This is a genomic window from Dactylosporangium sp. NPDC000244, assembly GCF_040300725.1.
GTDB lineage: Bacteria > Actinomycetota > Actinomycetes > Mycobacteriales > Micromonosporaceae > Dactylosporangium.
In genome coordinates this window covers 111,370-124,269 of the sequence record NZ_JBEPEH010000012.1, presented here as the reverse complement: position 1 = coordinate 124,269, position 12,900 = coordinate 111,370, and the positions used below count along the sequence as shown (strand labels likewise).

Below are 12,900 nucleotides of genomic sequence, written 5' to 3'. Positions count from 1 at the left end.
CGTTCACCCTCACCTTAGCGGAAACGCCCGGCCCCGCACGACGTGATCACCGGCACGTCGTGCGGGGCCGTGGCGCGCTACTTGCGCTTTGAGGGCTTCGTGATGCGGTCGGTGCCGACCTTGTCCCGCAGGACCTCCGGGACCAGCACCGAGCCGTCGGGCTGCTGGAACTGCTCGAGGATCGCGGGGACGAGCCGGCTGGTCGCCAGCGCGGAGCCGTTGAGCGTGTGCACGAACTTGTTGTTCTTGGAGCCCGGCACGCGGTAGCGGATGCCGGCCCGGCGGGCCTGGTAGTCGCCGGCCCAGGAGACCGAGGAGATCTCCTTGTACTTGCCGGTGCTGGGCATCCAGACCTCGATGTCGATGGTCTTGCGCATCGAGGCGCTGGCGTCGCCGGCCGCCAGCAGCGAGCGGCGGAAGTGCAGGCCCAGGTCGCGCACCAGGCCCTCGGCGTAGTCGACCATCTCCTCGAGGGTCTTCTCGCCGTCCTCCTGGCTGGTGAACTGGAAGATCTCGACCTTGTTGAACTGGTGGCCGCGGACCGTGCCGCGCTCGTCGGAGTGCGAGCCGGCCTTCTCGCTGCGGTAGCAGGGGGTGTACGCGTACACCCGGTGCGGCAGGCTGTCGGTCTCGAAGATCTCGTTCTGGTAGGCGCCCAGGATCGCCGTCTCCGAGGTGGGCAGCAGGAACCGGCCCCGCTCGCCCTCCTCCCCGGCGATGTGGAAGACCTCGTCGTAGAACTTCGGGAACTGCCCGGCGGCGTAGCCGGCCGAGTCGAGCAGCAGGTGCGGCGGGAGCATGAACTGGTAGCCGGCCGCGAAGTGCCGGTCGATGAACCAGTTCACCAGCGCGAACTCCAGCCGGGCGCCCCAGCCGGTGTAGATCCAGAAGCCGGAGCCGCCGAGCTTCACGCCGCGCTCGTAGTCCACGAGCCCGAGGTCGCTGGAGAGCTGGACGTGGTCGCGCAGGTTCTCGATCACCGGCGCCTCGCCGTAGACCTGCACGACCTGGTTGGCCTCCTTGCCGCCGGCCACCACGTCGTCGGCGGGGAGGTTCGGCAGCACGCTCATCGCGCTGTCGAGGTCGCGCTGGGTCTGGGCCAGGCGCTCCTCGAGCTCGGCGAGGGCGGCCTTGGCGTCGCGGGCGCCCGCCTCGATGGCCTGGCCGGCGGCCTTGGCCGCGGCGAACGCGCGCGCCTCCTCCTTGCGCCGGGCCCGCTCGGCGTCGATCTCGCCGATGAGCTCGCGCCGCTGCTTGTCGAGGTCGGCGATCGCACTCAGCGCGCGGGACACCTCGGACGGCTCGAGCCTCTTGGACAGTCCGGCCTCGACGGAGGCCCGGTCCTTGCGAATCAAGTCGATGTCGAGCATGCTGCCGCGCACCTTCGCTTCGATTTGGGAGAAAACCCGGACGCTCAGGATGCTACCGGGCGGCCCGCAGCCATTTTCTCCACCGCGCCCATTACCAGGTCGATGCCGAAGGAGTAGTACCGCTCGAGGTCCGGCAGGGACCGGTAGCTGTCGGCGAGGCGGACCATGTGCGGGAACTGCTGCGGGGGCAGGCCCTCCAGGTGCAGCCGCTGCCGCCGGAGCCACTCGTCGACCTGGTCCGGGGGCACCGCCAGGGGGCAGCCGGGCTGGGCCTGCACCAGGCCGATCGCCGCGTGCAGCAGGTAGGAGGCGACCCAGTACGCCTCTTCGAGGGTGAACCCGGCCCGCTCCAGCAGCCCGAGCGCGTCGTCGGTGGCCCTCGTGAAGCCCTCGACCTGCTGCTTGTCGGCCGCGTGCAGCAGGTCGGGCAGGCACGGGTGGGCCCGCATGGCGCGCACCAGCGCCTCGACCATCGCGCGTAGCTGGTCGGGCCAGGGGTCGGTCGCGTGGCGGTCGGCGCGCACCTCGGCCAGAACGTGGTCGATCAGGCCGAGCAGCAGCTCGTCCTTGTTCTTGAAGTGCCAGTACAGCGCCATCGGGGTGACGCCGAGCTCCTGGGCGAGCCGGCGGATGGTGATGGCCTCGAGGCCGTCGGTGTCGCCGATGCGCAGGGCGCGCTCGGCGACGGCGGACTTCGTGAGGCGCTCGGCGGAGGTCTTGGGCGGCACTTGACAACTGTACAACGTATGGGTTCTCCTCTACAACGTACATGTACGACGTACAGGTACACCGTATAGGGGGAGCACATCACCATGAGAAATCGCTGGCTGGCCCTGGTCGCCGTGGCCCTGGGCACCTTCATGACCTACCTGGACAACAACGTCGTCAACGTGGCGCTCCCGTCGATCCAGCGCGACCTGCACCTGAGCATCTCGGGGCTGGAGTGGATCGCGAGCGCGTATATCCTGGTCTTCGCCGGCCTGCTGCTGGTCGGCGGGCGCGTCGCCGACGTGTTCGGCATGCGCGGCATGTTCTTCATCGGCCTGGGCGTCTTCACGGTCGCCTCCGTCGCCGCGGGCCTGGCCGGCAGCCAGGAGATCCTGATCGGGGCCCGGGCCCTGCAGGGCGTCGGCGCGGCCCTGCTGACCCCGACGGCCCTGGCCCTGCTCACCGAGCTGTTCCCGGACCCGAAGGAGCGCGGGGCGGCGGTCGGCATCTGGGGCGGCGTGGGCGCCCTGGCCCTCGCGATCGGGCCGCTGACCGGCGGATTCCTCAGCCAGCACGCCTCCTGGGGCTGGATCTTCCTCATCAACGCCCCGATCGGCGTGGCCACGGCCGTGCTCGGCGCGCTGACGCTGCCCGCGGGCCGGCGCAGCGCCGACCGCAGCCTCGACCTGCCCGGCCTGGCCACGAGCGCCCTGGCCCTCTTCGCGCTGACCTACGCGCTCATCGAGGGCGAGTCGAGGGGCTGGGGCTCCGGCACCATCCTCGGCGCGTTCGCGCTGGCCGCGTTCGCCGCGATCGGGTTCGTCGTGATCGAGCTGCGCACCGAGCACCCGATGGTCGACCTCAAGTTCTTCCGGATGCGGGTCTTCAGCGGCGGCCTCGCCACCATGGGCCTCTGGGCGTTCGGCGTCTTCGGCATCTACTTCTTCACCGCGATCTTCCTGCAGAACGTCCTCGGGTTCTCCCCGACCGAAGCCGGCTCGGCGTTCGTCCCGATGGCGCTCGTCATGGCGGTCATGGCCACCGTCGCGCCCCGGCTCGAGGCGCGCTTCGGCGCCGGGCCCACGGTCGCGGCCGGCATGGCGCTGATGGCGGCCGGGGTCGGCGCGCTCGCGACCGTCGGCGAGGGCGCCGGGTACACCGACCTGCTCCCCTGGTTCCTGGTGTTCGGCCTCGGCGGCGGCCTGCTGGTCCCGCTCAACAACGTGATCCTGGGCGCGCTGCCCCAGGGCCGGGCCGGGATCGCCTCGGGCATGCTCAACGTGTCGCGCGAGGTCTTCGGCCTGCTCGGCATCACGATCCTCGGCGCGATCCTGTCCAACCGGCAGGGCGCGGCGAGCGGCGAGCCGCTGCACCGGTTCCTGGCCGGCTACCAGTTCTCGCTGGTCGTGGCCGCCGCGCTGGTCGCCGCCGGGGTGCCGATCGCGCTGGTGATGCTGCGGCGCATCACGACTCCGCGGACGCCGGCGGCCGTGGCCCCGGAGCCGGAGCTCCAGCCCGTCTGAGCGAGGCCGGAGGAGCATCCAGGGCGCAGTGCCGCAAGGGGTGCTCCTCTGGCGGCCGCGGCTCGGCCCGGGGGTTGCGGATGCTCACCGCGGCCAGGCCGCCGGCGAGCACGCACAGCGCCGCGCAGATCAGCACGGCCCGGTGGAAGCCCGCGGACAGCAGGTCGGGCGAGGCGTAGGCGGCCGCGGTGATGCCCGCGGCGGCCGGGAGCACCGCGACGGCGACGAGACCGGCCGCCCGGGCGACGTCGTTGTTCACCGCCGAGGCCATCCCGGCGTGGGTGGCCGGCGCCGAGGACAGCGCCGTGGAGGTCAGCGGGGCGACGGTGATGGACAGACCCAGACCCAGCACCAGTACCGCCGGCAGCACCTCGGTCAGGTACGAGCCCCCGGCGTCGATGCGGGCGTACAGCGCCATCCCGGCCCCGGCGACGACCGGCCCGAGGCTCATCTGCAGCCGCGGCCCGATCCGCGCGGCGAGGGCGCCCGAGCGCGAGGACAGCAGCAGCATCACGACCGTCAGCGGCAGCAGGGAGACGCCGGCCTCCAGCGGGGAGTACCCGGCGACCTGCTGCAGCTGGATCGGCAGCAGGAACAGGGCGCCGCCGAGCGCGCCGTAGAGGATGAACGTCACCACGTTGGTCGCGGTGAACTGGGCGGAGCCGAACAGCCCGAGCGGCAGCATCGGATGCTCGAGCCGGGTCTGCCGCCAGAGGAACCCGGCCACGAGCAGGGCCCCGGCGACCAGGGCGGCGAGGACGGGCGCGCTGGTCCAGCCGAGGGCCTGGCCCTCGATGAGCCCGTAGGTGACGCCGATGAGCCCGGCGGTGATGAGCGCCCCGGAGACCAGGTCGACCCGGCCGCTCGCCTCCTCGTCGCGGGACTCGGGGACGTGGCGCCAGGTGAGGTACACCACCGCCGCCGCGATCGGCACGTTGATCGCGAAGATGAGCCGCCACGACGAGGAGCCGAGGCCGACGAGCCAGCCGCCGAGGAAGGGCCCGATCGCCGTGGCCACGCCGCCGAGCCCCGACCACGCGCCGATCGCCCGGCTGCGGTCCTCGGGCCGGAACGACGCCTGCAGGATCGCAAGGCTGCCCGGCGTGAGCAGGGCCGCGCCGACGCCCTGCAGCGCCCGGGCGGCGACGAGCGTCCACCCGTCCGGCGCGATCCCGCAGAGCACGGACGCGGCCGCGAACCAGACCACGCCGAAGGTGAAGACCCGCCGCCGGCCGTACCGGTCGCCGAGCGCGCCCGCGAGCAGCAGCAGCCCGGCCAGGGTCAGCGTGTAGGCGGTGACCACCCACTGCAGCACCTGCAGGCCGGTGTCGAAGGAGCGCCCGATCGCGGGCAGGGCGATGCCGACGACGGTCGCGTCGATGGAGGCGATGCCGGAGCCGAGGATGGTGGCGGTGAGCACCCAGCGGCCGGTGGGGCTGGCGAACGCGAGGCGCTCGTCCGCGGTGGCGGTCATGCGCCCAACCTAGACCGTCGCACCCGGTACGGTCTTGCGCCACGGACGCCGGTGCGCCCAGTCTGGCTCGGCGAGGCTTCGCTGATGCCGACCCAGACCGGGCGTTCCTGGCGGGAGCGACGGTCCGCCGGTGACGCGGGCCCGAGCCATGAATCCCGGCGGCACCTGTCAGTTGCGCAGGCCCTTGACCCTGACCTTGAACGACATCGCGGGGCCCGGGGTCGGGGCGGTCTTCGTCGCCAGGGTGTAGTCCGGCGACTCGAGCTCCAGGTCGAGGCGGTGGAACAGCCGGGCCATCGACAGGGCCATCTGGACGTCGGCGAAGCTCTTGCCGAGGCAGGTGTGGGGCCCGCGGCCGTACGGCGAGTACGCCCCCGGCCGCAGGTGCTCGGCCCGCGGCTTCTCGTAGCGGGTGATGTCGAACGTGTGCGGCTCCCGGAAGTACTCCTCCATGAAGTGCGGGACGGTGGTGCCGATGTAGACCGTCTCGCCCTCCCGCACGGTGTGCCCGGCGAAGGAGAAGTCGCGGGTCGCGGTGCGGATCAGGGTGACCGCGACCGGATACATCCGCATGGTCTCCATCAGCGCGTACCGCGTCGCGGGCAGCCGCCGCACGTCCTCGTCGGCGATCGGGCCGCCGGCGAACAGGGCGTCGGCCTCGGCCTGGATCCGCGCGAGGACCTCGGGGTGCTTGAGCACCGCGTAGACGAACGCCGCCGTCGTGTTGGCCACGGTGTCCAGGCCGGCCACGTAGGGCCCGGTGAGCGTGAGCACCAGGTCCTCGGCCGGCACCAGGTGGGGCCGGTTGAGGTGGGCGTCCATGAGGTCCTCGACGAGGTTGCGCTCGCCCTCGGGGGTCTGCCCGTGGCGCGCCTTGAGGTCGGCCGCCATCTGCTCGCCGAGCTCGAAGACCCGCGCCTTCGCCTTGCGGTACTTCGGGTTGCGCAGCAGGATGCGCGGGCGCTGGCGGGTGACGAGGACGTTGAGCACGTAGAGCGTCAGCAGCCGGATGTCGGGTACGTACTCGCGCGGCGCGGCCCCGGTGAGCAGCTCGCCGAGCTGCTCGGTGACGAGGTACTGCATGCCCTGCACGACGGGCACGGTCGTGCCCGGGCGCCAGTCGCGCTCGAGCACCCGGTCGGTGATGTCGAGCAGCTCGGGGCCGCGGCCCTTGATGGCGTCGCGGGAGTAGCCGCGGCGCATGAGCTCGCGCAGCTCCTTGTGGCTCTCGCCGTCCTCGCCGGTGATGGTCCGGGTGGCGCCGTACTCGTCGATCATCCCCTGCCAGAACTCCCGGGAGCGCAGGCACTCGCGGCCCTCGCGGGAGTTCATGAACTCGGCGGCCTCGGCGCCGGCGAGGACGGTGCGGGACTTGCCGAGCAGCTTCATCCGGAAGACCGGGCCGTGCTCGCGGTATGCCTTCACGAGGAAGGCCGCGGGGTCCTTGCCCATCTCGAGGGCGCTGCCGAGGATGGGCACGCCCTTCACCGTCGGCGTCGGCTTGACCGGCGCCTCCTCCGCGATCGTCATTTGATCGAGGGTATCGAATGTGACTGCGTTTCGATGCCCTGGACGTTACTGATCCGTGACGAACGACTACCTGTTATGGTCGGCCTGCGGGCCGAGAGGCGCTGCGACGGGTGCCGTGCATCCGCCACGCTCGGACCGCCCCGCGGACACGAAGGGCGCCTCCGACGCGGAGGGCACATCCCCATGCGCGACCTCACCGAGTTCGTGGCCGGCCTGCCCAAGGTCGAGCTCCACGTGCACCACGTCGGCTCCGCCGCCCCGGCCACGGTGGCCCGCCTGGCCGAGCGCCACGCCGGCAGCACCCCCGTCCCCGCCGACGCGCAGCTGCTGGCCGAATACTTCACGTTCACCGACTTCGCCCACTTCATCGAGATCTACCTGTCGGTCGTCGATCTCATCCGCGACGCCGAGGATGTGGCGACGCTGACGTACGACATCGGCGTGAACCTGGCCGCGCAGAACGTCCGCTACGCCGAGCTGACCCTGACGCCGTACTCGTCGATCACCCGCGGCATCCCGGCCGAGGCGTTCTGCGAGGCGGTCGAGGACGCCCGCGCCCGCGTGGCCCGCGACCACGGCACGGAGCTGCGCTGGTGCTTCGACATCCCGGGCGAGGCCGGCATCCCCTCGGCCGACGTGACCCTGGAGACGGCGCTCAAGCACCGCCCGGACGGCCTGGTCAGCTTCGGCCTGGGCGGCCCCGAGCGCGGCGTGCCCCGCGAGTGGTTCGCGCCGCACTTCGCCCAGGCCCGCGCGGCCGGCCTGCGCAGCGTCCCGCACGCCGGCGAGTCGACGGGCCCCGAGACGATCTGGGACGCCCTGCGCCACCTCGACGCCGAGCGCATCGGCCACGGCATCGCCGCCGCGTCGGACCCCGCGCTCATGGCGCACCTGCGGGACAACGACATCGCGCTCGAGGTCTGCCCGACGTCGAACGCGTGCACCCGCTCGGTGCCGTCCCTCGCGGAGCACCCGCTGCCGGCCCTGGTGGCGGCGGGCGTGCCGGTGACCATCAACTCCGACGACCCGCCGATGTTCTCGACCACGCTCAACCAGGAGTACCTCGTCGCGGCGTCCCTGCTGGGGCTGGACGCCGACGGTGTCGCCGGCCTGGCGCGGCAGGGGGTGCGGTACTCGTTCCTCGACGACGCGCGCAAGGCCGCCCTGATCGCGGAGATCGACGCCTACACCGAGGCATTCCAGGGGTAGGCGCGCACTCCCCCGGGCCGTCACCCCCGGCGGCGGCCCGGGCCCGTCAGTGCTTGCAGGCGGCGCAGGTGCCGAAGATCTCCAGCGTGTGGCTCACGTCGGAGAAGCCGTGCTCCTCGCCGACGCGGTCCGCCCAGCGCTCCACGGCCGGGCCCAGCACCTCCACCGTGCGGCCGCAGCCGCGGCAGACGAGGTGATGGTGGTGGCGGTCACTGCAGCGACGGTAACGCGTGTCACTGCCAGGGACCTGCATCACATCGATCTCGTTGGTCTCGGCGAGCAGCTGCAGGGTGCGGTAGACGGTCGTGAGGCCCACGTTCGCGCCGCGCTCGCGCAGCATCACGTGCAGCTCCTGGGCGCTGTAGAAGCCGTCGACGTCGCCGAGCAGCGTCATCACGGCGTCGCGCTGCTTCGTGTTGCGACGGACCGGGTGCGCGTCCAAGTCGTGGGCATGGTCGTTCACCCGTAGAGCTTAGCGTAGCCTTAGTGAGTTGAACCTCCCCCGGTTTGGGCGTCCGTTCTGCGTTGCGCCAGCGGCGTAAGCAGGGGATCTCGATCACGGCCCGCAACACGGGCCGCGTAGGCTGAGGCCGAAACCAAACACTTGTACGTGTGATTCGCACACGGTGGGGGGAGCAAGGACGTGGCTCAACCGGAAGTAGCCGCAGCCTCGGGTGGAGGCGCGGCGGCGGCGCCTGACAAACTCGACGCCGCCGTATTCAAGATCGCGGGCGTGGTCGTGCTCGGCGCGATCATGTCGATCCTCGACGTGACGGTCGTCAGCGTGGCGATCCCGACGTTCATGGACAAGTTCGACGCCACCTACGCGCGCGTCGCCTGGACGATGACCGGCTACACCCTGGCCCTCGCCACCGTGATCCCGCTGTCCGGCTGGGCCGCGGACCGGTTCGGCACCAAACGGCTCTACATGCTGGCGCTGTTCCTGTTCACGGTCGGCTCCGGGCTGTGCGCCACGGCCGGCTCGATCGACCAGCTGATCGGCTACCGCGTGCTGCAGGGCCTCGGCGGCGGCATGCTGATGCCGATCGGCATGACGATCATGACGCGCGCGGCCGGCCCGCAGCGCATCGGCCGGCTCATGGCCGTGCTCGGCATCCCGATGCTGCTCGGCCCGATCGGCGGCCCGATCCTCGGCGGCTGGCTCATCGACGTGGCGAGCTGGCACTGGATCTTCCTGATCAACCTGCCGATCGGTGTCATCGCGCTCATCTACGCGCAGTTCGCGCTGCCGAAGGACAACACCGAGCCGTCGGAGTCCTTCGACTTCCTCGGCATGCTGATGCTCTCCCCCGGCCTGGCGCTGTTCCTGTTCGGCGTGTCCTCGCTGCCGGAGACCGGGACGATGAGCGCGACCAAGGTCTGGCTGCCGATGCTCATCGGCGGCCTGCTGGTGATCGGGTTCGTCTTCTACTCGTTCAAGCCCAAGCACCCGCTGCTGGACCTGCGGCTCTTCCGCAACCGCAACCTGGCGTTCGCGTCGCTCTCGCTGTTCGTCTTCATCATCGCGTTCATGGGCGCCGGCCTGCTCTTCCCGAGCTACTGGCTGCAGGTGCGCGGCGAGTCGACGCTGGACGCGGGCCTGCTCATGGCCCCGCAGGGCATCGGCGCGATGCTGACCATGCCGATCGCCGGCATGCTCGCCGACCGGATTCCGGTCGGCCGGACGGTGCCGTTCGCGATGGCCCTCATCGCCATCGGGTTCTTCTCGTTCACGCAGGTCGGGCCGGACACGTCGTTCCTGCTGCTGGAGGGCTCGCTGTTCGTGATGGGCCTGGGCATGGGCGGCACGATGATGCCGATCATGACCTCCGCGCTCAAGACGCTGACCGGCCATGAGGTCGCCCGCGGCTCGACGCTCGTGAACATCCTGCAGCAGATCGGCGGCTCGGTCGGCGGCGCGATCATGTCGGTGATCCTGACCAGCAAGACCGGCGACGCCCCGGCGGTCCCCGGCGCGACCAACCCGCAGACCGGCGGGCCGCTGAAGATCACCGACCTGGCGGTCGCCTCGCACCACGACCCGGCACTGGCGGAGAAGCTCGGCCCGGGCGGCCCGGGCCTGATCGATCAGGGCCTGCACTACCTCGCGGACTCGTTCGCCTCGACGTACTGGGTGGGCTTCATCCTGGTGCTGTGCACGTTCATCCCGATCGCCTTCCTGCCGCGCAAGAAGGAGGTCTCGCACCTGCTGGACGACCAGCCCGCGGGTGCGCCGGCGGTGATGATCCACTAGGCGGCGACGCCACCAAAAGAGCTGTGAGGCCCGCGGGCCTCACAGCTCTTTTGTGTAGTACACCCGGTGAAAGCCGGCCTCGGTCGCGCGGCGGGTCTCGCGATAGCCGCGGCGCGGGTAGTAGGCGAGGTTCTCGTGCATCGCCGCGTTGGTGTAGAGCCGGATCTCGGGGAGGCCGAGCGCGCGGGCGCGCTCCTCGGCGAAGCGCAGCAGGGCCGCGCCGACCCCGCGGCCCTGCGCCGCCGGGTGCACGGCGACCGTGTCGAGCAGCAGGTGATCCGGCATCGGCACGAGCACCAGGACCCCGACGGGGTCCGGGTCGGCCCCGAGCCAGACGTGGCCGGCCGCGATCAGCGCCGGGTAGTCGGCCGTCATCGGGGCCGGCGGGCGGCCGATCCGCGGGACGTAGCCGGCGAACGCGGCTGCCACGACGGCCTCGGTGACCGCCGCGTCGGCCGCCGTCGCGCGGACGACCGCCGTCACGCCGCCGGGACCTCCGCGAGGGAGGCGAAGACCGCCTTGCCCTCGGCCCGGGCCTGCGCGACCATCTCGTCCGCGCCCGCCGAGGGGCCGCCGATGCGCAGCACCGCGTCGCAGCGCGCCAGCAGCCGCGCCGAGATCGGGTGGAAGATCTCGTCGAACACCGCGTCGCCCACGGCCGCCGACCCGGCCCGCTCGATGAGCGGCAGCGCGAGGGCCTCGCCGGTGACCGGCAGGTGCCCGGCCCGGAAGAGCGTGACGGCGGCGTCGTTCATGGTGTCGACGTTGGCCCGCAGCTTGGCCGGGTCGTCGCCGGTGCCGGAGCGGTAGGGGCCGGCCACGAGAATCATCATGCGGGAACTCCTTCGATGAGCACGCCGGCGTCGCGCACGGCGGCGAGGGTTTCGTCGGACGGGTCGGCGTCGGTCACGAGCACGTCCGCCGCGTCCAGGGGGCCGACGCGCGCGAAGGCCTGGACGCCGAGCTTGGTCGCATCGGCCACGACGATCGTGCGACCCGCCCGGCGCAGGGCGGCCCGCTTCACCGCGGCGTCGTCGAGGTCGAACTCGGACCAGCCCAGGTCGGGGTGCACGGCGCCGATGGACATGACGAACGTGTCGAAGCGCAGCTGCTCCAGGGCGGCGAGCGCCAGCGGCCCGACGAGGCTGCGCTCCCCCGCCCGGGACTCGCCACCGATGACGAGCAGCCGGATCCCCGGCTGATCCGCCAGCCGTACGGCCGCCTGCAGGCTCAGCACCGCCACCGTCAGCGGCGCCCGGGCGGGCAGGTGCGCGGCGAGCTCGGCGGTGGTCGTGCCGGCGTCGAGCAGCACGGTGCCGCCCGGCTCGATCAGCGCGGCCGCGGCCCGCCCGAGCCGCGACTTGGCCGCGGCCGACCAGCGCTCGCGGACCGCGAACCCGGCCGACTCGGCCGGCACGCCGAGCGCGACGGCGCCGCCGCGGACCCGGCGGACCAGGCCCTGCTCCTGCAGCTGGTCGAGGTCGCGGCGCACGGTCATCTCGGAGACGCCCAGGCGCTCGGCCAGCTCGCCGAGGGTCAGGCGGCCGCTGCCGCGCACCAGGCGCAGGGTCAGGTCAAGGCGATCCGGCACAGGCACGCACGGAATCTAACAGCGATCTCTCAAATCTCACAAACGAGTGTCGGATGAACTCACAAAGCTAACGGCGACTGGCGAGCGCGGGCGGCTGGACCGGCGGCGCGTCCGGGATCTTCGGCCCCCGGCGCAGGGTGGCGTACGCGAGCAGGCCGAGCGGGATGATGATCCAGCAGGAGAGCAGGCGGTACACGAGCATCGCGGCCGCCGCGGGCCCGTGCCCGGCGCCGGCGGAGACGAGCCCGGCCAGCAGCGCGACCTCGACCACGCCGATGCCGCCCGGGCTCAGCGGCACCTGGCGGACGAGCTGCACCGTGAGGTACACCGTCGCCAGCCGCACCAGGCTCACGTCGATGTCGAACGCGGCGGCGGTCGCGGCCAGGCAGGCGAAGTCGAGACCCCAGTTGACGGTCGCGTGGACCAGGGACAGCACCCAGGAGCGGCGCGGCAACCGGCGCAGGTCGTCCCAGGTGCGCCGCACCGAGGCCTTCGATCGGGCCACCCAGCCATCGGCGCGGGCGGGCTCCTCGTCGTCGGCGAGCACCGGCGGCGGCACCGGGCGGCGCGGCGAGATCAGGAAGTCGAGCCCGAACACCATGGCGGCGATGACCAGCATCGCGATGACCAGCACGAGCGTGTCGGTGTTGCCGGTGGCGCCGCCGCGCGGGATGAGCACGACCGCGCCGTACATGAGGATGAGCGCCACCCCGGACAGCACGCCGGAGAGCACCGCGACCGCGCCGGCCGTGCGCCGGGTGGCGCCTGCCGTGCGGAACTGGCGGAACGCGAAGCCGGCCGACACCGCCGAGCCGGCGGGCAGGCTGAACGAGATCGCCGAGCGCGTGAAGGTGACGGCGATGGCCCGCGGTACCGACATCCGCACCCCGAACCCGGCGAGCAGCCGCCGCTGCTGCAGGGCGAAGTGCCGCAGCGAGGTCATCTCCGCCGCCGCGGCGAGCACCAGCCACCACGGGCCGGCGGAGCGCAGCACGCCGAGGGTCTGGCCGAAATCGGGCAGGTTCTTGCGCAGCGTGAACACCGCCACCGCGAGCACCAGCAGCAGGCCGGTGACACGCAGCGCGGTCCTGCGTCGCTTGCCCACGAGATCACGATCCCACCGGGAGGTAGCGAAACGGCGAAGATCCTCAGTTCCGTCACAGTTGCGCGCGTCACCTTCCGGGGCGTGGCCCTGCCGCGCCGGCCCGGCAGGGGCACGGGCTCACCGCCGGCTCACCGCA

Annotated in this window: 12 protein-coding genes; 3 read left to right on the top strand and 9 right to left on the bottom strand. The window is 72.1% G+C overall.

Translation table 11 applies throughout. The features are described 5' to 3' along the window. Positions 1-77 precede the first annotated feature (77 nt). Both serS and ABT369_RS18795 read right to left on the bottom strand, forming a co-directional pair. The gene (gene serS, locus ABT369_RS18800; protein WP_350613472.1) at positions 78-1,370 is read right to left on the bottom strand and encodes a serine--tRNA ligase; all 1,293 of its coding nucleotides are present in this window, start codon (positions 1,368-1,370) and stop codon (positions 78-80) included. Positions 1,371-1,414: 44 nt separating this feature from the next. Beyond that, complete coding sequence (locus ABT369_RS18795; RefSeq protein WP_350613470.1) at positions 1,415-2,098, bottom strand: TetR/AcrR family transcriptional regulator; 684 nt, start codon at positions 2,096-2,098, stop codon at positions 1,415-1,417. A gap of 84 nt (positions 2,099-2,182) precedes the next feature. Between ABT369_RS18795 and ABT369_RS18790 the strand changes: the two genes are divergently transcribed. Next, complete coding sequence (locus tag ABT369_RS18790; protein ID WP_350613469.1) at positions 2,183-3,601, top strand: DHA2 family efflux MFS transporter permease subunit; 1,419 nt, start codon at positions 2,183-2,185, stop codon at positions 3,599-3,601. Here ABT369_RS18790 and ABT369_RS18785 read toward each other — a convergent pair. Both ABT369_RS18785 and ABT369_RS18780 read right to left on the bottom strand, forming a co-directional pair. After that, the gene (locus tag ABT369_RS18785) at positions 3,543-5,075 is read right to left on the bottom strand and encodes an MFS transporter (RefSeq protein WP_350613467.1); all 1,533 of its coding nucleotides are present in this window, start codon (positions 5,073-5,075) and stop codon (positions 3,543-3,545) included. The two genes, ABT369_RS18790 and ABT369_RS18785, sit on opposite strands and share 59 nt — an antisense overlap. Positions 5,076-5,243: 168 nt before the next feature. After that, positions 5,244-6,605: a cytochrome P450 gene (locus ABT369_RS18780; RefSeq protein ID WP_350613465.1), complete on the bottom strand. Its 1,362-nt coding sequence runs from the start codon at positions 6,603-6,605 to the stop codon at positions 5,244-5,246. Positions 6,606-6,788: 183 nt separating this feature from the next. Between ABT369_RS18780 and ABT369_RS18775 the strand changes: the two genes are divergently transcribed. Then, entirely contained in the window at positions 6,789-7,814 is a 1,026-nt protein-coding gene (locus ABT369_RS18775; protein WP_350613463.1) for an adenosine deaminase, read from the top strand. Positions 7,815-7,860: 46 nt separating this feature from the next. On the opposite strand, the gene ABT369_RS18770 is transcribed toward ABT369_RS18775, so the two are convergent. Continuing rightward, positions 7,861-8,277, bottom strand: a complete 417-nt coding sequence (locus ABT369_RS18770; protein ID WP_350613461.1) for a Fur family transcriptional regulator — start codon at positions 8,275-8,277, stop codon at positions 7,861-7,863. Positions 8,278-8,457: 180 nt separating this feature from the next. Between ABT369_RS18770 and ABT369_RS18765 the strand changes: the two genes are divergently transcribed. Then, positions 8,458-10,068, top strand: coding sequence for a DHA2 family efflux MFS transporter permease subunit (locus ABT369_RS18765; RefSeq protein WP_350613459.1), 1,611 nt, complete (start codon positions 8,458-8,460; stop codon positions 10,066-10,068). Between the two features lie 39 nt (positions 10,069-10,107). Here ABT369_RS18765 and ABT369_RS18760 read toward each other — a convergent pair whose 3' ends face one another. From ABT369_RS18760 to ABT369_RS18745, 4 genes are all read right to left on the bottom strand, one after another. Continuing rightward, positions 10,108-10,551, bottom strand: coding sequence for a GNAT family N-acetyltransferase (locus tag ABT369_RS18760; RefSeq protein WP_350613457.1), 444 nt, complete (start codon positions 10,549-10,551; stop codon positions 10,108-10,110). After that, the gene (locus ABT369_RS18755; protein ID WP_350613456.1) at positions 10,548-10,901 is read right to left on the bottom strand and encodes a DUF4406 domain-containing protein; all 354 of its coding nucleotides are present in this window, start codon (positions 10,899-10,901) and stop codon (positions 10,548-10,550) included. Before ABT369_RS18755 ends, ABT369_RS18760 begins: the two co-directional genes overlap by 4 nt. Next, positions 10,898-11,665 carry a DeoR/GlpR family DNA-binding transcription regulator gene (locus tag ABT369_RS18750; protein WP_350613455.1) on the bottom strand — a complete coding sequence of 256 codons (768 nt, stop codon included), beginning with the start codon at positions 11,663-11,665 and terminating at the stop codon, positions 10,898-10,900. The genes ABT369_RS18755 and ABT369_RS18750 overlap by 4 nt, the downstream gene beginning before the upstream one ends. Before the next feature lie 61 nt (positions 11,666-11,726). Then, positions 11,727-12,764, bottom strand: a complete 1,038-nt coding sequence (locus ABT369_RS18745) for a lysylphosphatidylglycerol synthase transmembrane domain-containing protein (protein ID WP_350613454.1) — start codon at positions 12,762-12,764, stop codon at positions 11,727-11,729. Positions 12,765-12,900: the final 136 nt, after the last annotated feature.